Origin of the sequence: Micromonospora sp. WMMD980 (genome assembly GCF_029626035.1) — a bacterium.
In the GTDB taxonomy this organism is placed as follows: Bacteria; Actinomycetota; Actinomycetes; order Mycobacteriales; family Micromonosporaceae; genus Micromonospora.
Genome location: NZ_JARUBE010000003.1, coordinates 3,107,712 through 3,129,811 on the forward strand (window position 1 = coordinate 3,107,712; position 22,100 = coordinate 3,129,811).

Consider the following 22,100-nt stretch of genomic DNA (forward strand, 5'->3'; position numbering starts at 1 on the left):
ACCATGACCGCCCACACGATGAGCGCCCCGGCGACAACCAGACCGGCCGGCTCCGCGAAGCTCGACAGCCGCACCGGCAGCGCCGCCGCCCTGCTCGACGCGATGGCGGCGCTGCCGGCGCACCACCCCTCGCGGGCCGCCCTGCGCGACCGCGCCATCGAGGCGTGGCTGCCGCTGGCCAACCACCTCGCCCACCGCTACAGCGGTCGCGGCGAGCCCAACGACGACCTGACCCAGACCGCCGCGATCGGCCTGATCAAGGCGATCGACAAGTTCGACCCGTCCCGCGGCGTCGACTTCGCCGGCTACGCCATCCCCACCATCATCGGCGAGCTCAAGCGGCACTTCCGCGACCGCACCTGGGACATTCGGGTGCCGCGCCGGCTCCAGGAGCTGCGCCTGGCGATCTCCGACGCCAACAGCACGCTGCTCCAGACGCTCGGTCGCTCGCCCACGGTCGCCGACATCGCCGCCCACCTCAAGGTCACCGAGGAAGAGGTGCTGGAGGGCCTGGAGGGCGCCCGCGCCTACAACGCGGTGTCGCTGTCCACCCCGACCGGGGACGGCGAGCGCGCCACCGAGCTGGGCGACCTGCTCGGCGGCGAGGACGGCGAGTTCGAGCTGGCCGAGATGCGGGTCGCCCTCGGCCCGGCGCTGGCCACGCTCGACCGGCGCGAGCAGAAGATCCTCACGCTGCGCTTCTACGGCAACCTCACCCAGTCGCAGATCGCCGAGCAGATCGGTGTCTCGCAGATGCACGTGTCCCGCCTGCTGGCCCGGGCGCTGACCAAGCTGCGCGGTCAGCTCGACGGCACCTACTAGCGGTCGGCGTGTAAGGAGGGGCCCCCTGTTAACGCCTCCGGTAGAGAGGGGGCCCCTTCTCACTCGTCCTGGCGCGGGGCTTGACAACCGGGGCCGCTGACGATCGTCGCGGCAGGTGCGGCCGGCACCTCCACCTCGGGCGTCAACAGGGGGCCCTACCTCTACCGGAGGCGTTAACAGGGGGCCCCTCCTTGCGCAGGTGCGAGAGTGGGGGCGTGCTCGCTGACGTGTCCCTCGACCTGCCGGTCCGGCCGGTGCTGCCCACGCTGGTCGCCGCGCTGCGGCAGCGGGGCGTCGGCGTGCTGGTGGCGCCACCGGGGACCGGCAAGACCACCACCGCGCCGCTCGCGGTCGCGGACGCGGTCGCCGGGCGGGTGGTGATCGCCCAGCCCCGGCGGGTGGCCGCCCGCGCCGCCGCGCACCGGATGGCCGCCCTGCTCGGCGAGCGGGTCGGTGAACGGATCGGCTACGCGGTACGCGGCGAGCGCCGCGGCGGACCGCGTACCCGGGTCGAGGTGGTCACCACCGGTCTGCTGGTACGCCGACTGCACCACGACCCGGAGCTGCCCGGGGTGGGCGCGATCCTGCTCGACGAGTGCCACGAGCGTCAGCTCGACGCCGATCTGGCACTGGCGTTCAGTGTGGAGGCCCGGGCCACCCTGCGTCCCGACCTCTGGCTGCTCGCGATGTCCGCGACCCCGCAGGCGGACCGGTTCGCCGCGCTGCTCGGCGGTGACGAGCCCGCGCCGATCGTGCGGGCCGAGGCCGCCCTGCACCCGGTCGAGCGGGTGTGGACGCCGCCACCGCGTCCGGTCGTCCCGGCGGGTGCGGGCCGGGTGGACCCGGCGCTGCTGGACCACGTGGCCGCCACGGTCCGCCGGGCGCTGCGCGAACGCGCCGGCGACGTGCTGGTCTTCCTGCCCGGTGCCGGTGAGATCGCGGCCGTCGCCGGGCGGCTGGCGGACCTGCGCGACACCGTCGCGGTGCTGCCGCTGCACGGTCGACTCTCCGCGGCCGCCCAGGACGCGGCGCTGGCACCGACCGGAGCGCCTGCCGCCGAAGCCGCTGACGCGGGAGGCGGAAGCTCCCGAGCCGGCGGAACGCCAGCGACCAGCGCCGGAACCGGCGCCGCCGGGGTCTCGCGGCGGGTCGTGCTGGCCACCGCCGTGGCGGAGAGCAGCCTGACCGTGCCCGGGGTACGGGTGGTGGTGGACGCCGGACTCAGCCGGGTGCCGCGTACCGACCTGGCCCGCGGGCTGGGCGCGCTGGTCACCGTGCCGGTGTCCCGGGCCGCGGCGACCCAGCGGGCCGGCCGGGCCGGGCGGGAGGCGCCGGGCACGGTGTACCGCTGCTGGTCGGAGGCGTCACACGCCCGGCTCGCCGCGCAGCCCGAGCCGGAGATCGCCACCGCCGACCTGACCGGGTTCGCGCTGGAGTTGGCCGCCTGGGGCGTGCCCGACGGCACCGGCCTGGCCCTGCCCGACCCGCCGCCCACGGCCGCGCTGACCGTCGCCCGGGAGACGCTGACCACGCTCGGCGCGGTCGATGCCGACGGCCGGGTCACCGCGCGGGGCCGCGCGATCGCGGCGGTCGGTGCCCATCCCCGGCTGGCCCGGGCGCTTCTCGACGGCGCGTCGCGGGTGGGCGTCGACCGGGCCGCCGAGGTGGTGGCGGTGCTCGCCGAGGAGACGCTGGGCGGCGCCGGGGACGACCTGCCGGCCCGGTGGCGGCGGCTGCGCGCCGCCACCGACCCGGCCGCCACCGGGCGCTGGCGTGCCGAGGTACGCCGCCTGCGCGCGGCTCTGCCGGCCGACGGCCGACCGCGACGGACCGCCGACCAGCCGGAGCTGCCCGCCGGGTCAGCCGACGGCCGACCGCAGCCGGCCTCCGGGAGGACCGGCGGCCGACCCGGGCGAGATGCGAACGAGGCCGGCGGCCGGCCGGGGCCGCTGCCCGACGATCTGGCCGCGGGGCTGCTGGCCGGGTTGGCGTACCCGGAGCGGCTGGCCCGGGTGCGGCGGGCCGACGGGTCCGCGTACCTCATGGCGGGCGGGACCGAGGCGGAGCTGGCGGCCGGGTCGGGGCTGGCCGGGTCGACGTGGCTGGCCGTCGCGGTGGCCGACCGCTCCCCCGGCGCGCCCGCCGCCCGGGTGCGGCTGGCCGCGCCGATCGACGAGGCCACCGCCCGCGAGGCCGGCGCGGCGCTGCTGCGCGACGGGCGGGAGGTCGCCTGGTCCGGTGGGGACGTGGTGGCCCGGGAGGTGGTCCGGCTGGGCGCCGTCGTGCTGCTCGACCGGCCGCTCGCCGCGCCCGGCCCGGAGCTGGTCGCCGCGGCGGTGCTCGACGGGCTGCGGCAGGAGGGGCCGGGGCTGCTGCGGTGGACCCCGGAGGCGACCGCGCTGCGCCGCCGGCTGGCCTTCTGCCGGCAGGCGCTCGGCGGCGACTGGCCGGACGTGTCCGACGCGGCGCTGCTCGACGCCGCGCCGGTCTGGCTCGGGCCGGAGCTGGCCCGGGCCCGCCGCCGGGCCGACCTGGCCCGGGTGGACGTGGCCGCGGCGTTGCGCCGGCTGCTCGACTGGCGGCAGGTGGCCCGGCTCGACGAGCTGGCGCCGGAGCGGCTGCCGGTGCCGAGCGGCTCACGGGTCCGGGTGGACTACACCGACCCGGCGGCGCCGGTGCTCGCGGTGAAGCTCCAGGAGACGTTCGGCTGGCGGGACGTGCCCCGGATCGCCGACGGGCGGGTGCCGGTGCTGCTGCACCTGCTCTCCCCCGCCGGCCGGCCGGTGGCGGTCACCGCCGACCTGGTGTCGTTCTGGCGCGGCGGCTATCCCCAGGTGCGGGCGGAGCTGCGCGGGCGCTACCCGCGGCACCCGTGGCCGGAGGACCCGACCACGGCCGAGCCGACCCGCCGGGCCAGCCCGCGCCGGCGCTGAGCCGCGCGGCTCACTCCTCCACGACGTCGGCGACGACCACGGTGATGTTGTCCGGGCCGCCGGCCCGCAGCGCGAGGTCGATGAGCCGGGCCGCGCAGGCGTCCCGTTCCAGGCGCTCCCCGAGGACCTCGGTGAGGGTGTCGGCGCGGACCACGTTGGAGAGGCCGTCGCTGCACAGCAGCCAGCGGTCGCCGGCGCGGGGCACCATTGTCGCGTACGCCGGGGAGACCTGGTCGCCCTGCAACGCCTGGGTCACCACCGCGCGGCGGGGGTGGCTGCTCGCCTGGTCGGGGGTGATCAGGCCCTGGTCGACGAGCATCTGCACGAACGTGTCGTCGCGGGTGACCTGCTTGAGCACGCCCTCGCGGAACAGGTAGGCCCGGGAGTCGCCGACGTGCGCCAGCGCCAGGCAGCTGCCGGTGCGGGCGAACAGCAGCGCGGTCAGCGTGGTGCCCATGCCCTGGCGCTCCGGGTCCTCCTCGACCGCCTGGCGGATCCCCACGGTGGCCCGCTCGATGGCGCCCTGCAACGCGGCGACCAATGCGTCCTCCGGCGTCTCCACGTCCAGCGGGGCGATCGCGTCGATCGCGATGCGGCTGGCCAGGTCGCCCGCCGCCATGCCGCCCATGCCGTCGGCGACCGCGACCAGCCAGGGACCGGCGTGCTGGGCGTCCTGGTTGCCGCTGCGGATCAGCCCACGGTCGCTCGCTCCGGCGGAACGAAGCTTCAGGGTCATGGGACGCAGCCTGCCAGGTCGAGGACTCGGTTGTCTCTAGGAGATCACCATCATCGTACGTGGCGCGGTGAATCTCACTGCGCACGGGCGCAGGACCGCCATCGGATCGGATCGATTGACAGCGACGGAACGCGGTGGAAACATCGGCTTGATATTGGGAGCGCTCCCAGCTCCCGTGCTCTCTCTCCCCCGCCCCCGAGCACGGAAGGAACCTCCGTGACCCGATCCCGTCGTCGGCTGGTCGCGCTCACCGCGGCCGCCGCGTTGGCCCTCACCGGCGCCACCGCCGGTCCGGCCCTTGCCGAAGTACCCCCGGACGCCCCCGAGCAACTGCGCAACGGCGACTTCAGCGCCGGCGTCTCCCCCTGGTTCTCCTACGGCACCGGCGAGCTGGCGGTCGCCGACGGCCGGCTCTGCACCACGGTCGCCGCCGGCACCGCCAACCCGTGGGACGCCGGCATCGGCCAGGACGCGGTGCCGCTGATCTCCGGCGCCGAGTACGAGCTGTCCTTCGACGTCTCCGCCACCCCCGGCGCGGCGCTCAAGGCGGTGCTCCAGCTCGGCAGCGCCCCCTACACGACGTACGCGAGCGTCGACGCCACCGCGACCGCCACCGCCAAGCACGTCAGCGCCACGTTCACCGCGCCGGCCGACAACGCCGGTGCCCAGCTGATCTTCCAGGTCGGCGGCAGCGCCCAGGCGCAGACGTTCTGCCTCGACAACGTGTCGCTGCGCGGCGGCGAGGCGGCCCCGCCCTACGAGCCGGACACCGGCCCGCGGGTCCGGGTCAACCAGGTCGGCTACCTGCCCGGCGGGCCGAAGCACGCCACCGTGGTCACCGACGCCACCGAGGCGCTGCGCTGGCAACTGAAGTCCGCCGCCGGAGCCGTGGTCGCCAGCGGTGAGAGCACGCCGCGCGGGGTGGACGACGCCTCCGCGCAGAACGTGCAGACCGTCGACTTCTCCGCCTACCGCACGCCCGGCACCGGCTACACGCTGACCGTCGACGGCGAGACCAGCCACCCGTTCGACATCTCCGGCACGCTCTACGACCGGCTGCGCGCCGACTCGCTCCAGTTCTTCTACGCCCAGCGCAGCGGCATCGCCATCGACGGCGACCTGATCGGCGACGAGTACGCCCGCCCCGCCGGCCACCTCGACGTCGCCCCCAACAAGGGCGACACCGACGTGCCCTGCCAGCCCGGCGTCTGCGACTACAAGCTGGACGTGCGCGGCGGCTGGTACGACGCCGGCGACCACGGCAAGTACGTGGTCAACGGCGGCATCGCCACCTACCAGCTGCTCAACGCGTTCGAGCGGACCAAGACCGCGGAGACCGCCGACGGCGGCGCGGCCCTCGGCGACGCCACGCTGCGGGTGCCCGAGCGCGGCAACGCCGTCCCGGACGTCCTCGACGAGGCCCGCTGGGAACTGGACTTCCTGATGCGGATGCAGGTGCCGGCCGGCAAGCCGCTCGCCGGGATGGTCCACCACAAGATCCACGACCAGAACTGGACCGGCCTGCCACTCGCCCCGCAGGACGACCCGCAGCCGCGCGAGCTGCACCCGCCGTCCACCGCCGCCACGCTCAACCTGGCCGCCGTCGCCGCCCAGTGCGCGCGGCTGTTCGCCCCCTACGACGCCGCCTACGCGGCCCGCTGCGGCACGGCCGCGAAGACCGCGTACGCGGCGGCCAAGGCGCACCCGGCGATCTACGCCTCGGCCAGCGACGGCACCGGCGGCGGCGCCTACGACGACACCAACGTCACCGACGAGTTCTACTGGGCCGCGGTCGAGCTGTGGCTGACCACCGGTGACAAGGCGTACCTGGCCGACGTCACCGGCTCGCCGCTGCACACCGCCGACGTGTTCGCCGCGAACGGCGCGTTCGGCTGGCAGAGCGTGGCCGCGCTGGGCCGCCTCGACCTGGCCACCGTGCCGAACACGTTGCCGGCCGCGGAGAAGACCCGGATCCGCGCCTCGGTCACCGCCGCCGCGGACCGCTACCTGGCCACGGTCGCCGACCAGGCGTACGGGCTGGCGATGCCGGGCACCGCCGACGCGTACGTCTGGGGCAGCAACAGCAACCTGGTGAACAACGCGATCGTGCTGGCCACCGCGTTCGACCTGAGCCGGGACGCGAAGTACCGCGACGGCGCGGTGCAGAGCGCCGACTACCTGTTCGGTCGCAACGCGCTCAACATGTCGTACGTGACCGGCTGGGGCGAGCAGAACGCGCACAACCAGCACAGCCGGATCTTCGGCAACCAGTTGGACCCGGCCCTGCCGAACCCGCCGGCCGGCTCGCTCGCCGGCGGCCCGAACGCCGCCCTCCAGGACCCGTACGCCGCGAACCTGCTCGCCGGCTGCGCGCCGATGTTCTGCTACGTCGACAACATCAACTCGTACGCGACCAACGAGGTGGCGATCAACTGGAACTCGGCGCTGGCCTGGCTCGCCTCGTTCCTGGCCGACCAGGGTGACTCGGCGGCCGTGCCGGCGCCCACCTGCGCGGTCTCGTACGCCACCCACGGGAGTTGGCCGACCGGCTTCACCACCCAGGTGACGGTGCGCAACACCGGCACGAAGGCGGTTGACGGGTGGAGCCTGCGGTGGGCGTTCCTCGCCGACCAGAGGGTGAGCCACGCCTGGTCGGCGGAGGTCAGCCAGGTCGGCGCGACGGTGACCGCGAAGAACCTGCCGTGGAACGCGAAGCTCGCTCCCGGCGCGTCCACCACGTTCGGCCTGAACGGCACCGGCTCCACCGCCCCCAACCCCGACCCCACCCTGATCACCCTGAACGGCAGGGCCTGCACCGTCTCCTGAGCGATCCGTCCCTCCGATCGTGGAGTCGTGGCACCCCGCATCCGGTGCCACGGCTCCACGATCGTCGCAGCCGGGTACGGTCCCCGGATGGCGTACCTGCTCCTGGCCCTCGCGATCACGGCCGAGGTGATCGGCACCAGCCTGCTCAAGGCGAGCGACGGCTTCACCCGGCTCTGGCCGACGGTCGGCCTGGTGGCGTGTTACCTGGCCGCATTCGGGCTGCTCGCGCTCGTGGTTCGGGACGTCCCGGTCGGCGTGGCGTACGCGATCTGGTCCGGGCTGGGCACCGCCGCGATCATGGCGGTCGGCGCGGCGTTCCTGGGCGAGCCGCTGAGCGTGACCAAGGTGGTCGGCGCCGCCCTGGTCATCGCCGGCGTGGTGGTACTCAACCTGGGCGGCGCCCACTGAACCTGGCGTGGCGGGATCGCCGTAACCCGATGGACATGCGTCGAGGCGTACGCGAGGGTGAGCGCATGGACGCAGCCGCGGAATCCCGTGTGTGGTCGGCGATGCCGGCCGGCACCCGCGCGGCCCTGGCCGGTCTCCCCGCGGCGGATCTACGGACACTTCTGCTCGCCGTGGCCAGTGACCGTGCCACGGCCGTCCGTCCGGCGCAGGTGCTGCGGCGTTGGCAGGAGGATCGGTTCGTCCGGCCGTCAACCGCCGACCCGCGCGCACTGTCCCGACTGGAGGGACGAATCTGGGCGTTGCTGCCCAGCGACGTGCATTGTGTCGAGCTGTCGCCGGTTGCGCCGCTTGGCACCTGCGCCGCCGTCGCACCGGTCAGCCAGCACCGGATCGTCTCCACCATGCGGGGCACCGAGGTGGTCAGCGACCCGACGAACGCCCTGGCGGTCGAGGCGGCGAACCGCCGCCGGCACGCCGACGAGGTGCATCTCGCCTCGATGCACCGGGTGCTCCGCGCACAGGACTTCGGCCCCGGCCGGCCCGCGCACTTCCGGCTCTGCGCGCTGGTCTCCACCGCGCGGGACACCGGATCGGGTCGCACCGAGGCCCGGTTACTGACCCGACATCTCCGCTTCTGGCGTACGGTCCTGGCCGACCTGGCTCCGACCGCCGCGCCCCGGATGCACATCACGGCACTCGACCCCGTGGTCGGCGAACGGCTCGCCGACACGGTCCGCCCGGCGCTCGGCCACGGCCCGGTTCCGCTGCGTGACGAGCCGCAGCGGCAACGCGGACGCGGCTACTACCGGGCCGCCGCGCTGCGTCTCACCCTGTCCGACGGCGTTGACGAGGTCGGCGCCGGCGGCTTCACCGATTGGACCGCCCGGCTGCTCGGTGACGCCAAGGAACGCTGCCTCATCTCCTGCCTCGCCACCGAACGGCTGCCGCCCGGCTGACCGGGACACGGCGGGCATGGCGTCGGTCCGGGTGCCGCACCCACGGGAGCGCGCGGCCAGCCGCTGACCGTCCCCGGCGTCCGCGCGGCAGTCCGCGGGCGGGGGACGAACACGCAGCGTGTTGCTCCCGCCAGAAGTGTGCGCTTTCGAGCGTCATGACTGACAGTCATAATTATGACTCTGAGTCATGGCGCTCTCCACGGCACTGTCTGCCGTCGGCGACACGCCCGAGCGGACCCGACGCCGGAGGACGCCGATGCCGACCGGTGTGACAGGCGTCGCGCCGTCCCGGGCCACGACAAGGGACCGCCCACGCCTAGCGTCGGTGCCATGACCGCCGATGGGGACGTCATGACCGAGGGCTCCGCGACCGGGCCGGTCCGTCGCCGATGAGGGGTGTGCCGCCGCCCGGCCCGCTGCGCACCCTGGCGCTCGCCACCCTGGCCAACACCGTCGGCACCGGGCTCTGGCTGGCCGGCGGCGCGCTCTACCTGACCCGGGACGTCGGCCTCTCCGCCACTTCGGTGGGCACCGGGCTGACCGTCGCCGGCCTGGTCGGACTGACCGCCAGCGTGCCGCTGGGTGGGCTGGCCGACCGGTGGGACCCTCGTACGCTGCGCGCCGCCCTCCAGGTGGGCCAGGCGCTCGCCGCGGCGGCGTACCTGCTCGTCGACTCGCTCGCGGTGTTCCTGGTGGTGGCGGTGCCGGAGGCGCTGCTGGCCGCCGGCAACCTGGCGGTACGGGCGGCGCTGGTCGCCGCGGTCGGCGGCCCGACCGGCCGGGTGCACGCGTTCGCCACCCTGCGCGCGGTGGCCAACCTGGGCATCAGCGCCGGCACCGCGCTGGCCGGGTTCGCGCTGGCGGTGGACACCCATCGGGCGTACCAGGTGCTCGTGGTCGGCAACGCGGCCACCTATCTGCTCTCGGCGGCGCTGCTGCTGCGACTACCGGCGCAGGTGCCCGGCGGCGCGCCACGACACGCCGCCGAGCCCGCCTCGCGGCGCGCGGCCGGCGTGGCAAAACGCGGCGGGCCGCTGCGGGACGGCTGGTTCCTCGCGGCGAGCGGCGCGTCGGCGGTGCTCGGCACGCACGTGACCGTGCTCGTGCTGGTGGTGCCGCTGTGGACGGTCGGTCGCGCCGGGGCGCCGCCGCCGGTGGTGTCCGCGGTGCTGCTCACCAACACGGTGCTCACCGTGCTGCTGGCGGTGCGGCTGAGCCGGGGCGCGGACACCGCCGCGCCGGCCGCGGCGAAGCTGCGCCGCGCCGGGCTGGTGCTGGCTGCCGCGTGCCCGCTGTACGCGGTGACCGCCGGTCTGCCGGTGCTTCCGGCGGTGGCGCTGCTGCTGGTGGCGACGGCGGTGTGGACGGTGGGCGACCTGTGGCACGGCGCGGCCGGCGCGGGCCTCGCCTACGACCTGGCCCCGCCGGGGGCGATCGGGGCCTACCAGGGCGCGGACGGGCTGCTCGCCGGGCTGGCGCAGGCGCTCGGCCGAGGGCTGCTCACGCTGCTGGTGCTGGGCGGGGGCGGGACGGGCTGGCTGGTGCTCGGCGGGTTGTTCGCCGTCGTCGGGCTGGCCGCCCCGGCGCTGGCTCGTCGGGCGGTGGCGAGCCGGCCGGCGCCGGTCCCCGTCGCGCGTCCGGCCGGCGTCGCGGCCGGCACCCCGCCGGTCGGGGACGTGTAGCAGCATGGCGTGATGACCGAGCAGGAGAGCATCACCATCCGGCCCGGCGGGCCGGCGGACGCGCCGATCGTGCTGCGGCTGTTCGACAGCGCCATCGCGTGGCTGACCGAGCGCGGCCGGCCCGACCAGTGGGGCACCGGCCCGGCCTCGACCGACCCGCGCCGTATCGGCCAGGCCGACGGCTACGCCCACGGTGACGGCCTGTGGTTCGCCGAGGTCGACGGCGCCGCGGTGGGCGCGCTGGTGGTCGGCGCGGCGACGGAGTACGTGCCGCCGGCCACCGAGCCGGAGCTGTACGTCAATCTGCTGGTCACGGACCGGGCGTACGCGGGTCGCGGGATCGGCGCACGACTGCTGGCGCACGCGGCGGAGCTGGCCCGGGAACGCGGTCTGGGCCTGCTGCGGGTGGACTGCTTCCGCAGCCCGGACCGGGCGCTGGTCCGCTTCTACGAGGGCTGCGGCTACACCGCCACCGACCCGTTCACGGTGACCCGGCCGGGCCGGCCGCCGTGGCCGGGGCAGGTGCTGGCCCGCCGGCTCGACTGAGTCAGCCGATCTCCTCGTCCACGAAGCACCAGCGCCACGACTCGCCCGGCTCGATCGACCGCATCACCGGGTGCCCGGCGGACTCGAAGTGCTTCGTGGCGTGCTGGTACGGCGAGGAGTCGCAGCAACCCACGTGCCCGCAGTCCAGGCAGGCGCGCAGGTGGACCCAGTCGCGGTTGCCGACCGCCACGCAGTCGGGGCACTCGGTGGTGGTGACGGGCTCGGCGTCGCCCGTCTCGGTCAGGTGCTGGCAGCTCATTCAGTCGACCTCCTGTCGCAGCAGGGACTCTTCCAGGTCCAGATCACGGTAGGCGCGGGTGAGCACCTCCTCCGGGATCTGCCCGGAGTCGCGGGCGGCCCGGAACACCTCCCGCTCGGCGTCGATCATCTCCTGTCGCAGCCGGGCGTACGCCTGGGAGGGGGTTTCCCGGTCGGTGCCGCCGAGCCGCTCCCAGGCCACGTTGGCGCGGGACGTGGTGAGCCCGCGCAGCCGCTCCACCACCGCATCCGGCGCACCGCCGGCCAGCGCGTCCAGCCGTTCGCAGGCAGCCCGGCTGGCCCGCTGCTGCACCCCGGCGGCCGACAGCGCGTCCTGCACCGGATCGTCCGCGGGCAGCCGCAGCCGCCGGGCCACCCACGGCAGCGTCGCGCCCTGCCCGACCAGCGTCGCCACGATCACCGCGAACGCCAGCCAGATCAGCAGCGCGCGCGGGTACGGCCGGTCGTCGGCCAGGGTGAGCGGCAGGCCCAGCGCGGCGGCCAGCGTCACCACGCCACGCATGCCGGCCCAGCCGATGACGATGGGGAACTGCACCGGCGGCGCCGGGTCGCGCTGCCGGACCCGGGGGACCAGCCGGGCCAGGTAGGTGGCCGGGAACAGCCAGACGAAGCGGGCCAGGAAGACCGCGGCCAGCACCGCGGCGGTGATCGCGGCCAGCGAGCCGAATGGCTCGTCGAGGTCGCGCAGCACCTCGGGCAGTTGCAGGCCGACCAGCAGGAACACCAGCCCCTCCAGGAGGAACTGGATCAATCGCCAGAACGCGGTCACCTGCAACCGGGAGGCCGCCGACATGAGCATCGGCAGCTTGTGCCCGATGCCGAGGCCGGTCACCACCACCGCCACCACCCCGGAGGCGTGGATCTCCTCGGCGGCGTACACCACCGCGAACGGCACGATCAGCGACAGCGCGTTGTCCAGCACCGGGTCGCTGACCCGCTTGTGCAGGTAGCCGAAGACCACCACGCCGAGCAGCCCGACCAGGATGCCGCCGCCGGTGGCGACCAGCACCTCCCGGGCCACGTAGCCGACGCCGACGCCGCCGGTGGAGGCGGTGGCGGCGACGATCGCCACCCGCAGCAGCACCAGCGCGGTGGCGTCGTTGACCAGGCTCTCGCCCTCCAGGATGGTGACCACCCGCCGGGGCAGGCCGACCCGCCGGGCCACCGCGGTGGCGGCGACCGCGTCCGGCGGCGCCACCACCGCACCCAGCGCCACGCAGATCGCGTACGGCAGGTCGGGCAGGAACAGGTGCACGACGGTGCCCACCACGAACGCGGTGAAGATGACCAGGCCGACGGCGAGCAGCAGGATCGGCCGCAGGTTGAGCCGGAACGCCGGCACCGAGGTGTTCACCGCCGCCACGTAGAGCAGCGGCGGCAGGATGCCGACGAGCACCAGGTCCGGCTCCAGCCGCACGTGCGGGAAGAACGGCAGGAAGGACAACGCGAGGCCGAGCACGACCAGCAGGATCGGGGCGAGCAGGCCGAGACGGCGGGCCAGCGCCGCGCCGAAGGTGGCGATCGCCAGGAACACCACGACCTCGAACAGAGCTTCCATGGGGTACGAGCCTAGGCGTCGACGGGACCGCCTGTGATCACGCGGTCGGCCGCACCTTAGGCAGCACCTCGGCGCCGAACGCGTCGAGGAACGCCCGCTGCTCCTGCCCGACGTGGTGCAGCGCGATCTGGTCGAAGCCCAGCTCGACGTACTCCTGGAGCCAGCCGACGTGCCGGCCCAGGTCACTGGAGACGTTGACGGTGTCGGTGACCTTCGACATCGGCACGTCCGCGCTGGCCACGTCGAAGTGCTCGGCGGTCTCCAGGTCCCAGCAGATCGGCGGGGCGAAGACGTTGCTGCGCCACTGCTCGTACGCGATCGCCTCGGCCTCGGCCTGCTCGGGCGCCCAGCTCACGTGCACCTGGAGGTGCAGCGGCCCACGCCCGCCCGCGTCCCGGTAGGCGTCGATCATCTGCCGGAGGTGGTCGACCGGCGCCTTGACCGTGATCAGCCCGTCGGCCCACTCGGCGCACCAGCGGGCGGTGGCGACGCTGACCGCGGCGCCGACCAGCGCCGGCGGTTCCTCGGGGCGGGTCCACAGCTTCGCCCGGTCCACGGTGACCAGCCCGTCGTGGCTGACCTCCTCGCCGGCCAGCAGCGCGCGGATCACGTCGACGCACTCGCGCAGCCGGGCGCTGCGGACGTCCTTGCGGGGCCAGGGGTCGCCGGTGATGTGCTCGTTGCTCGCCTCGCCGGTGCCCAGCGCGGCCCAGAACCGCCCCGGGTACATGGCGCCGAGCGTGCCGATGGCCTGCGCGATGATCGCCGGGTGGTAGCGCTGGCCGGGCGCGTTGACCACGCCGAGGGACAGGTTGGTGGCCTGGAGCGCCGCGCCGAGCCAGGACCAGGCGAACGCGGACTGGCCCTGCCGCTCGCTCCACGGCGAGAAGTGGTCGGAGCACATCGCCGCGTCGAAGCCGACCCGCTCGGCGTGGACCACCGCCTCCAGCAGCGCGGCCGGGTGGATCTGCTCATGGGATGCGTGGAAGCCGAACGCCGTCATGGGCAGCACTCCTACCCATGCCGGCGTCCGGCCAACCTCACCTCACTCGGCGTGCGCGCCGGCGCCCGCGCCGGCCTCGCCCGCGCCGATCCACACCGTCTTGGTGTTGCAGAACTCCCGCATGCCCAGGGCGGACAGCTCGCGGCCGTACCCGGAGTTCTTCACCCCACCGAACGGCAGCTCCGGGTAGGACGTGGTCATGCCGTTGACGAACACGTTGCCGGCGTCCAGGTCGACCGCGAAGCGCTCCTGCTCGGCCGGGTCGGTGGTCCAGGCGTTGGAGCCGAGCCCGAAGCTGGTGCCGTTGGCCACCTCGATCGCCTCGTCGTACGAGCCGACCCGGTAGAGGCCGGCGACCGGGCCGAACACCTCCTCGCTCCACATCCGCATCTCCGGTCGCAGGTCGGTGACCACGGTCGGCGGATAGAACCAGCCGTCCCCGGTCGGCTTCTCGCCGCCGCACAGCACGGTGGCGCCCTGGTCGACCGCGTCGGCCACCTGGGCGTGCACCTCGTCCCGGCCGCGCTCGCTGGCCAGCGGGCCGACGTCGGTGTTCTCGTCCATCGGGTCGCCGACGCGCAGCGCCGACATCCGGGCGGCGAACTTCTCGGCGAACGCGTCGAAGACGTCGGTGTGCACGATGAACCGCTTGGCCGCGATGCAGGACTGGCCGTTGTTCTGGCAGCGGGCCGTGGTGGCCACCTCGGCGGCCCGGTCCAGGTCGGCCGAGGGCATCACCACGAACGGGTCGCTGCCGCCCAACTCCAGCACCGTCTTCTTGATCTCCCGGCCGGCGATCTCGGCGATGGAGCGGCCGGCCGGCTCGCTGCCGGTGAGCGTGGCGGCGCGGACCCGCGGGTCGGTGAGCACCCGCTCCACCGCGTCCGAGCCGACCAGCAGCGTGGTGAACGCGCCCTCCGGAAAACCGGCGCGGCGGAACACGTCTTCCAGGTAGAGCGCGGTCTGCGGCACGTTGGAGGCGTGCTTGAGCAGGCCGGTGTTGCCGGCCATCAGGGCCGGCGCGGCGAAGCGCATGACCTGCCACAGCGGGAAGTTCCACGGCATCACCGCGAGCACCGGGCCGATCGGCTGGTAGCGGACGTACGCCCGCTTCGCCTTGACCGCGGCGGCGTCGGCGGGCTCGTCGGCGAGCATCTCCGGCGCCTTCCCGGCATAGAAGCGGCAGGCGGTGGCGCACTTGGTGACCTCCGCCTTGGCGGCCGCGAACGTCTTGCCCATCTCGGTGGTCATCAGCCGGGCGGTGGAGTCCCGCTCGGCGTCGAGCAGGTCGGCGGCGGCGGTGAGCCAGCGCGCCCGCTGCGCGATCGTGGTGTCGCGCAACTGCTGGAAAGCGAGGTGGGCCCGCTCGATCGCGGCGTCGATCTGCTCGTCCGACATCGCGTCGTACGTCTTGAGCACCTGTCCGGTGGCGGGATTGGTGGTGGCGATGGGCATGTCTACTCCTGTCACTCGAACAGCGAGTGCCGCACGCCCGGCTCCTCCCGGCGGCGGGCGGCGCGACGGCGCTGGATGACGACCAGATCGACCACGGCCACCACGGCGAGGACCGCGCAGACGACGCCCAGCCAGGCCAGGTCGGCGGCGAACGCGAACACCGCGAGGACGGTCATCACGACCAGGCCGAACAGTGCCAGCGCGAGGCGCAGGTTCAGCGCGCTGTTCGCGTGGCCGACCGTGCCTCGGGCGCGGCGGGGCTGTGATCGGGTCATTCCTCCCGGCTACCCCGGCACCGCCGGGACTAACCGGTGCCCTCCGCGGCACCGGTGATCCCGGACACGGATCGGGTACGCGGCGGATGCGGCGGGCGGGTGGCCGCGTTGGATCGTGCTGCCGGCAGAGGCGGAGATCCCGCGGCGGTGGAGAGGATGGCATGACCACGATGCAGGCGGGGCCCGTGACCGTCGCCGTGTCCCGGCGCGCCGACCCGGCGCGTACCGGGGAGATGGTGGCGTGGATGCGGGCCGGCACGGCGCTCGCGGAGAGCTTCCCCGGGTTCCTGGGCGCCGGCTTCGTCCGCAGCGCACCCGGTTCCGGGGAGTGGCACGTGATGTACCGCTTCGCGGACGCGGACACGCTGCACGGCTGGGAGGACTCGCCGCAGCGGCGCTGGTGGCTGAGTTCGGCGCAGGGCATCGTGGAGCACACCCGGGTGGAGCGCCGCACCGGCATCGAGGGCTGGTTCGACGCCCCGGTGGACCACGTGGTGGAGACGTTCGGCGAGCCCGAGCCGACCGCCCCGGTCGCGCCGCCGCGCTGGAAGCAGGCGGTCACCATCTGGCTGGCGTTCTTCCCGCTGAGCCTCACCGCCACGCTACTGACCGCCCGGTTCGCCGCCGGCGTGCCGCTGGCCGGCCGGACGCTGCTGATGACGCTGGTCCTCACCCCGCTGATGACCTATCTGGTGCTGCCCCGGATCACCCGGGCGTTGCACTGGTGGCTGCACGGCCACCCGGCCCCCTGGCGGCGCTGACCGCCGTTCATCGCACACGAATGTGAACGACAGGTGTCGATGCCGGAAAGGCGACAGACCTCCCGTACCGACGGTCGAGGCGCATAGGGTCGATCCGCCCTTGCGTGCCGCCGGACGGAGGACCGCATGCCGCGACGCTGGATCGCCGCGCTCGCCTGCCTCGCCGCGCTCGTCGCGCTGGCCTGTGACGGCTCCGGCTCGGCCTCGCCCCGCCCCACCGAGTCGACCCGCCCCGGCGCGCCCCGGGTGCTGACCGCGCTCGGCGACTCGGTCAGCACCGGCTTCGGCTCCTGTCTCGTGCTGGTGAGCTGCGAACGCAACTCCTGGTCGACCGGGGACAGCCTGCGGGTGGAGAGCCTCTACCGGCGGCTGCGCGCGGACACGCCGGCGCTGCGCGCGGACAACCGGGCGGTGCCCGGCGCCCGCGCGGCAGGTCTCGCCGACCAGGCCCGGGCCGCGGTACGCGACAAGGCCGACCTGGTCACCGTGCTGACCGGGGCGAACGACGTGTGCCGGGGCGACGTCGACGCGATGACGCCCGTCGCCACGTTCCGCGACCAGGTCGACGCCGCGCTCGCCGTGCTGCGCAAGGGCCGGCCGAAGGCCCGGGTGCTGGTGGTCAGCATCCCGGACCTGCACCGGCTCTGGGAGATCGGGCACACCGAGTCGCGCGCCGTGCGGGCCTGGAAGCGGGGTGTCTGCCCGGCGCTGCTGGCCGACGCCACGTCGACAACGCCCGCCGTGACGGCCCGCCGGGCCCGCGTCAAGGATCGGATCGAGGCGTACGACGACCAGCTCCGCGCCGCCTGCCGGGGATACGGGTCGCGCTGCCGCTGGGACGGCGGCGCGGTGCACCGGCACCGGTTCAGCCTGGACCAGGTGAACGCGCTGGACTGGTTCCACCCCAACGCGGCCGGTCAGGGCCGGCTGGCCGAGGTGGCCTGGACCGCGTCCGGGTGGGCACGCGACTGAACCGGGCCGGTCCCGACGGGCCGGAGCCCGGTCAGGGCCGGCGCGGGCCGGGAAGCTGCCGGGGGCCGGCGGCGCGGTAGAGCGCGCGGGCCCGGTCGGCCAGCTCCTTCGTGGCCGAGGAGTTGGCCCAGGTGCCGAGGATGATCGCGGCGCCGGGGACGACCTTGGCGAACATCCGCTTGGCGGCGCGCACGCCGGCCATCCGGGCCAGCCGCACCCCGAGCTGGAGCATCACCCGGCCCAGCGCCCGATCACCTGCGGAGCCGAACAGCGCGCCGGCCCGTTCCCGGCCGGCGGCCACGCCCAGCGCCAGCCGGGCGGTCTCGGCGGCCTTGTGCACCCGCTGGAGCACCAGCAGGTCGGTGGCCCGGTCGGGGCTCGTCGGGTCGGCGCCGTAGGCGGCCGCCACGTGCAGCACCAGCCGGGCCTGGGTCCAGGCCAGCACGCCCACGTCGATCACCGCGCCGGGCAGCCCGGCGGCCCCGGAGACCGCGCCGGAGAGCCGGGCGTGGTTGACGAACTTGCGGACCGCCTGGTCGGCCAGTTGCTCGGGCGGCGCGTCCGGACGCTGCGCCCGTTCCCGGGACGCCCACTGCGCGGCCTCCGGGCCGAGCCGGCGCACCGCCTCCAGGGCAAGGTGCTCCGGCGCGTACTGCGGGTCCTCCCGCATCCGGTCCCAGAGGGTGGCCGGGGGCCCTTCGGGCGCCTCGACCGGCGGGACCGGGGTGGCGGGAACGGTGGGTTCCCCGTCGACGGGGGCGGGGTCGGTCACGGGACGCTCCGGGGGTCGTGCGGCGGGGGGTGGACGGGCCGTCAGCGGCGACGCGTCGAGGTCAGGCGGTTGGCGACCTGCCGCAGGCGTTCCTGGTTCTGCGGCTTGGCCATCTCGCGCCGACCCCGGTCGACCAACTGCTGGCCGCGCGGCGAGCGGAGGAAGGCGGTGATCCGTTGCATCAGCGACATGGTGTCCTCCAGTCCGCGGTTCCCATCATGTGTACCTGGAACCGGCAAGTCCCTGGTACCCGAACCGGCGTTCCGGCAACCGTCCACCTCCTCAGCCGAGGATCTCGGCCACCACCGCGCCCGCGTTCCACTCGTGCTGGGCGTACGCGTCGGGGAACGCCGAGATCTGCACCGCCTGGGCGGCGACGGAGAGCGGCAGGTCCTGCCAGCCGGGGATCTCCTCCAGCGCGGACAGGAACGCCCTGGTCGCGTACTCCGGGTCCATCAGCTCCTCGACGGTGCCCCAGCCGCTGCTCGGGCGCTGCTGGAAGAGCCCGACCGAGTCGTGGTCCCAGCCGATGGCCTGGTGCGGGTAGTTCTGCGACTCGGGCAGCACCCCGCTGGCGTAGTTGAGCAGCGTGCTCTCCTGCATCGCGGTGGCCACCGCGATGACCAGCCCGCGACGCGGCACGCCCATCTCCTTGCCGGCCCGGACGATCTTCACCGCGTTGTCCATCTGGACGCGGTCCAGGCCGGCGACCGGGACGATCCGGCGGGGCTTCGGCTTGGGCTCCGGCTTGGGCTTGACCTTCGCCTTCGGCGTGGCGGTCGGGGACGGGGCGGCGCTGGGGGTGGTCGGGGCGGTGCTCGGCCGGGCCAGGCTGCGCGAGGCGGCGTCGAGCGCCGCCCGCTCGGCGACCTCCGCCGCGGGGGCCGGCCGGGTGGCGCGGTCGGCCGCGCCGAAGCCGACCTGGCTGACGCCGACCAGCCCGAGGCAGCAGGCCGCGCCGGTGGCGACCACCAGCTTGGTGCGGCGGTTCACCGCACCCCGCAGGCGGGTACGCAGGGTTCCGGCGCCCTGCGGGGCGGCGGTGCGGTCGATGGAGGGGGTATCGTCTACCCGTTCGGTGGAGGGGGTTTCCTCCGAACGGCCAGTCGGGCGGGCGGGGCCGTTCGAGTCGTCGAGGGTGCCGTCGTCACGCATCCGACGAGGCTAGGCAGGGCAAACCGGGATCACCCAGGCCCAAAGGGTGGCCCTCGCCACACTTCATCCCCTCTCAGCCGGACATCGCGGGAAGCGCGGGCCCGGTCCGGCACCAACCTCGCGGACCGGGCGAACCTCCGGTACGCCACGGGGCGGGGGCGCTCGGGCAGGATCCTCGCAACCGCTCCCCCCGCCGCCGATGATCGACTAACTCGTCCTTTCGGCCGAGCCGGGATGGACCGCGCGACCGGGGCGTGGCCGAACTGTGATCATGTTCCGGGCACCGGACGGGTCCGTAACGGAATGGACCACGCCCCCCGGTACGTTTGCCGAGTCGGGGACGCGCCGTCGCGCGGCACTCCCCGTACGTGTCGACAGGGAGGACCCACCGGTGCTCGACCCACACGAGCTCTACGAACTCACCGACGAGCTGCCCGACCTCGGTCAGCCGGTGCTGATCCAGGCGCTCACCGGCTTCGTCGACGCGGGCAGCGCCACCCGGCTGGCCCGGGAGCAGCTGCTCACCTCGCTGGACGCGCGGACGATCGCCCGGTTCGACGTCGACCAGATGTTCGACTACCGCTCCCGGCGCCCGGTGATGACCTTCGTCGAGGACCACTGGGCCGAGTACGACGCCCCGGAACTCGAGCTGCACCTGCTGCACGACGACGACGAGACGCCGTTCCTCCTGCTCACCGGCCCCGAGCCGGACCTGCAGTGGGAACGCTTCGTGGCCGCCGTCGCCGGGTTGTCGACCCGCCTCGACGTCCGGCTCACCGTCGGGCTCAACTCCATCCCGATGGCCGTGCCGCACACCCGGCCCAGCGGCGTCACCGCGCACGCCACCCGGCCGGAGCTGATCGCCGGGCACGAGCCCTGGCTGCAGAAGGTGCAGGTGCCGGCCAGCGTCGGGCACCTGCTGGAATACCGGCTCGGCGAGCAGGGCCGCGACGCCCTGGGCTTCGCCGCGCACGTGCCGCACTACGTCGCCCAGACCGAATACCCGGCCGCCGCGGAGGCGCTGCTCGCCGCCGTGTCCAAGGGCACCGGCCTGCTGTTGCCGCGCGACGGCCTGCGCGCCGCCGCCGAGACGATCCGGGTGGAGATCGACCGTCAGGTGGCCCAGACCGAGGAGGCGGCCACGCTGGTCCGGGCGCTGGAGGAGCAGTACGACGCGTTCGCCCGCGGGCGCGGCGAGAAGAACCTGCTCGCCGCCGAGACCGGCCCGCTGCCCACCGCCGACGAGCTGGGCGCCGAGCTGGAACGCTTCCTCGCCGAGCAGACCCACCCGGGCGACACCCCGGAGCGCTGAGCGGGCGCGGCCGAACCGGATGCGGCAGGCTGGGACCATGCGCCTGGCGACCTGGAACGTCAACTCGGTGAAGGCCCGCCTCCCCCGGCTGCTCGACTGGCTGGCCGGCACGAAGCCCGACGTCGTCTGCCTCCAGGAGACGAAGTGCCCGGACGGGGCGTTCCCCGTCGCCGAGGTGGGCGAGCTGGGCTACGAGGTGGCCAGCCACAGCGACGGCAGGTGGAACGGCGTGGCCGTGCTGTCCCGGGTCGGGCTGGCCGACGTGACGGTCGGCTTCCCCGGCGAACCCGGGTTCCCCGAGCCCGAGGCCCGCGCCATCGCCGCCACCTGCGACGGGGTCCGGGTCTGGTCGGTGTACGTGCCGAACGGCCGCGCCCCCGACGACCCGCACTACGCCTACAAGCTGGCCTGGTTCGCCGCGCTGCGCGACGCGCTGGAGCCGGAGGTGGCCGCCGGCCCGCCGCTCGCCGTCTGCGGCGACTTCAACGTCGCGCCGACCGACGCCGACGTCTGGGACCCGGCGCTGTTCGCCACCTCCACCCACGTCACGCCGGCCGAACGGGCCGCCCTTGCCGCGCTGCGCGACCTCGGCCTGGCGGACGTGGTGCCCACCCCGATGAAGGGGCCGCACCCGTACACCTACTGGGACTACCGGGCCGGGATGTTCCACCAGAACAAGGGCATGCGGATCGACCTGGTCTACGCCACCGCGCCGTTCGCCGACGCGGTCCGCGCCGCCTACGTGGACCGGGAGGCCCGCAAGGGCAAGGGCCCCTCCGACCACGCCCCGATCGTGGTCGACGCCGACCGGGTGCCGGCCGTCGAGGCGCTCTGAGCCGCCGTAGGGTGGACGCATGGCAGTCGTGAAGATCAACGCGATCGACGTCCCGCCCGGCGCCGGCGAGGAGCTGGAGAGGCGGTTCGCGGCCCGGGCCGGCGCGGTGGAGAACTTCCCCGGCTTCCTCGGCTTCGAGCTGCTGCGCCCGGTCGCCGGCGAGACCCGCTACTTCGTCTACACCCGCTGGGAGACGGAGGAGGCCTACCAGGCCTGGGCGCAGGGCCCCTCCCGCGCCGCACACGCCACCGACGGCCCCGAGCCCCGCCAGCCGGTAGCCACCGGCGCCACGCTGCTGGAGTTCGAGGTGGCCCTCCAGGTCCCCACCCCCACCTCCTGACCCCCCGCCCCACGCCGCCCCACCCCGCCGACCCACGGCGTCGATCATGAAGTTAGCCGCACATATTGTCCGAATTGTCGCCGCCAACTTCATGATCGACCCCGCGAGCGACGCGGCGGTCAGGGCTTCCGCAGCATGATCGAGGCGTAGTGGGCGTAGCGCTCCAGGGCCCAGTCGAGCTGGGCGCAGGAGTGCAGGTCACGGCATTGCAGGCACCCGCCGGCCCGGCAGGGCCGATCAGCCGAGCGGGTCGAGTGGGCATTGACGATCCGGTGCGCCGGGCCTGTCCGACACCGCCCCGAACGTCCCCCGAGGGCGTCGCCGCCCGATGCTTACGCCCTGGTCACCCCGGGTACCGGCCTCACCAGCCAACCCACCCCCGGAGGTCGCCGTGAGCGCAACCGCACTCGCCCTCGCCCTCTCTCCCACGCCCGCCCCGAGCGACGATTCCGACCTGCTCGGCGGCGTCGTCGG

General features: G+C 74.6%; 21 protein-coding genes. 12 read left to right on the top strand and 9 right to left on the bottom strand.

Translation table 11 applies throughout. The features are described 5' to 3' along the window. The first annotated feature begins 3 nt into the window (after positions 1-3). The gene (locus O7618_RS14540; RefSeq protein ID WP_278106625.1) at positions 4-822 is read left to right on the top strand and encodes a SigB/SigF/SigG family RNA polymerase sigma factor; all 819 of its coding nucleotides are present in this window, start codon (positions 4-6) and stop codon (positions 820-822) included. Between the two features lie 215 nt (positions 823-1,037). After that, a complete protein-coding gene (locus O7618_RS14545) occupies positions 1,038-3,755 on the top strand; it encodes an ATP-dependent helicase C-terminal domain-containing protein (protein ID WP_278106626.1) in 2,718 nt (905 codons plus the stop codon). Positions 3,756-3,765: 10 nt separating this feature from the next. Here O7618_RS14545 and O7618_RS14550 read toward each other — a convergent pair whose 3' ends face one another. Next, the gene (locus O7618_RS14550) at positions 3,766-4,491 is read right to left on the bottom strand and encodes a protein phosphatase 2C domain-containing protein (RefSeq protein ID WP_278106627.1); all 726 of its coding nucleotides are present in this window, start codon (positions 4,489-4,491) and stop codon (positions 3,766-3,768) included. A 216-nt stretch (positions 4,492-4,707) separates the two neighbouring features. On the opposite strand from O7618_RS14550, the gene O7618_RS14555 reads away from it, so the two are divergent. From O7618_RS14555 to O7618_RS14575, 5 genes are all read left to right on the top strand, one after another. Beyond that, positions 4,708-7,317, top strand: a complete 2,610-nt coding sequence (locus O7618_RS14555) for a glycoside hydrolase family 9 protein (protein ID WP_278106628.1) — start codon at positions 4,708-4,710, stop codon at positions 7,315-7,317. Between the two features lie 87 nt (positions 7,318-7,404). Next, on the top strand, positions 7,405-7,725 hold the full coding sequence (locus O7618_RS14560; RefSeq protein WP_278106629.1) for a multidrug efflux SMR transporter: 321 nt from the start codon (positions 7,405-7,407) through the stop codon (positions 7,723-7,725). Positions 7,726-7,895: 170 nt separating this feature from the next. After that, positions 7,896-8,681, top strand: a complete 786-nt coding sequence (locus tag O7618_RS14565; protein WP_278106631.1) for a hypothetical protein — start codon at positions 7,896-7,898, stop codon at positions 8,679-8,681. Positions 8,682-9,070: 389 nt separating this feature from the next. Next, positions 9,071-10,363 (top strand): MFS transporter, encoded by a 1,293-nt coding sequence (locus tag O7618_RS14570; protein WP_278106633.1) that lies wholly within the window; start codon positions 9,071-9,073, stop codon positions 10,361-10,363. Between the two features lie 12 nt (positions 10,364-10,375). After that, entirely contained in the window at positions 10,376-10,909 is a 534-nt protein-coding gene (locus O7618_RS14575; RefSeq protein ID WP_278106634.1) for a GNAT family N-acetyltransferase, read from the top strand. A 1-nt stretch (position 10,910) separates the two neighbouring features. Here the strand turns inward: O7618_RS14575 and O7618_RS14580 are convergent, their stop codons facing one another. Genes O7618_RS14580 through O7618_RS14600 form a run of 5 tightly spaced genes read right to left on the bottom strand, consistent with a single transcriptional unit; the run spans position 10,911 to position 15,479 of the window. Beyond that, complete coding sequence (locus tag O7618_RS14580) at positions 10,911-11,168, bottom strand: UBP-type zinc finger domain-containing protein (protein ID WP_278106635.1); 258 nt, start codon at positions 11,166-11,168, stop codon at positions 10,911-10,913. Continuing rightward, the gene (locus O7618_RS14585) at positions 11,169-12,746 is read right to left on the bottom strand and encodes a Na+/H+ antiporter (RefSeq protein ID WP_278106636.1); all 1,578 of its coding nucleotides are present in this window, start codon (positions 12,744-12,746) and stop codon (positions 11,169-11,171) included. Between the two features lie 37 nt (positions 12,747-12,783). Further along, positions 12,784-13,749: a TIGR03885 family FMN-dependent LLM class oxidoreductase gene (locus tag O7618_RS14590; protein WP_278106637.1), complete on the bottom strand. Its 966-nt coding sequence runs from the start codon at positions 13,747-13,749 to the stop codon at positions 12,784-12,786. A 42-nt stretch (positions 13,750-13,791) separates the two neighbouring features. Beyond that, positions 13,792-15,204, bottom strand: a complete 1,413-nt coding sequence (locus O7618_RS14595; protein WP_278106638.1) for an NADP-dependent succinic semialdehyde dehydrogenase — start codon at positions 15,202-15,204, stop codon at positions 13,792-13,794. Between the two features lie 11 nt (positions 15,205-15,215). Continuing rightward, entirely contained in the window at positions 15,216-15,479 is a 264-nt protein-coding gene (locus O7618_RS14600) for a DUF6343 family protein (RefSeq protein WP_278106639.1), read from the bottom strand. A gap of 161 nt (positions 15,480-15,640) precedes the next feature. Here O7618_RS14600 and O7618_RS14605 point away from each other — a divergent pair, with 161 nt between their 5' ends. Next, positions 15,641-16,240, top strand: coding sequence for an antibiotic biosynthesis monooxygenase (locus O7618_RS14605; RefSeq protein ID WP_278106640.1), 600 nt, complete (start codon positions 15,641-15,643; stop codon positions 16,238-16,240). Between the two features lie 126 nt (positions 16,241-16,366). Then, a complete protein-coding gene (locus O7618_RS14610) occupies positions 16,367-17,212 on the top strand; it encodes a GDSL-type esterase/lipase family protein (protein ID WP_278106641.1) in 846 nt (281 codons plus the stop codon). Positions 17,213-17,243: 31 nt separating this feature from the next. Here O7618_RS14610 and O7618_RS14615 read toward each other — a convergent pair whose 3' ends face one another. The 3 genes from O7618_RS14615 to O7618_RS14625 all read right to left on the bottom strand — a co-directional run bounded on the left by O7618_RS14615 (position 17,244) and on the right by O7618_RS14625 (position 19,139). Further along, positions 17,244-17,984: an EcsC family protein gene (locus tag O7618_RS14615; RefSeq protein WP_278106642.1), complete on the bottom strand. Its 741-nt coding sequence runs from the start codon at positions 17,982-17,984 to the stop codon at positions 17,244-17,246. A gap of 41 nt (positions 17,985-18,025) precedes the next feature. Continuing rightward, the gene (locus O7618_RS14620; protein WP_278106643.1) at positions 18,026-18,166 is read right to left on the bottom strand and encodes a hypothetical protein; all 141 of its coding nucleotides are present in this window, start codon (positions 18,164-18,166) and stop codon (positions 18,026-18,028) included. A gap of 100 nt (positions 18,167-18,266) precedes the next feature. Next, positions 18,267-19,139: a peptidase M23 gene (locus O7618_RS14625; protein ID WP_278106644.1), complete on the bottom strand. Its 873-nt coding sequence runs from the start codon at positions 19,137-19,139 to the stop codon at positions 18,267-18,269. 391 nt (positions 19,140-19,530) lie between these two features. Between O7618_RS14625 and O7618_RS14630 the strand changes: the two genes are divergently transcribed. Genes O7618_RS14630 through O7618_RS14640 form a run of 3 tightly spaced genes read left to right on the top strand, consistent with a single transcriptional unit; the run spans position 19,531 to position 21,626 of the window. Beyond that, on the top strand, positions 19,531-20,451 hold the full coding sequence (locus O7618_RS14630) for a PAC2 family protein (protein ID WP_278106645.1): 921 nt from the start codon (positions 19,531-19,533) through the stop codon (positions 20,449-20,451). A 37-nt stretch (positions 20,452-20,488) separates the two neighbouring features. After that, positions 20,489-21,286, top strand: a complete 798-nt coding sequence (locus tag O7618_RS14635) for an exodeoxyribonuclease III (protein ID WP_278106646.1) — start codon at positions 20,489-20,491, stop codon at positions 21,284-21,286. A 19-nt stretch (positions 21,287-21,305) separates the two neighbouring features. Beyond that, positions 21,306-21,626, top strand: coding sequence for an antibiotic biosynthesis monooxygenase (locus O7618_RS14640; RefSeq protein ID WP_278106647.1), 321 nt, complete (start codon positions 21,306-21,308; stop codon positions 21,624-21,626). Positions 21,627-22,100 lie beyond the last annotated feature (474 nt).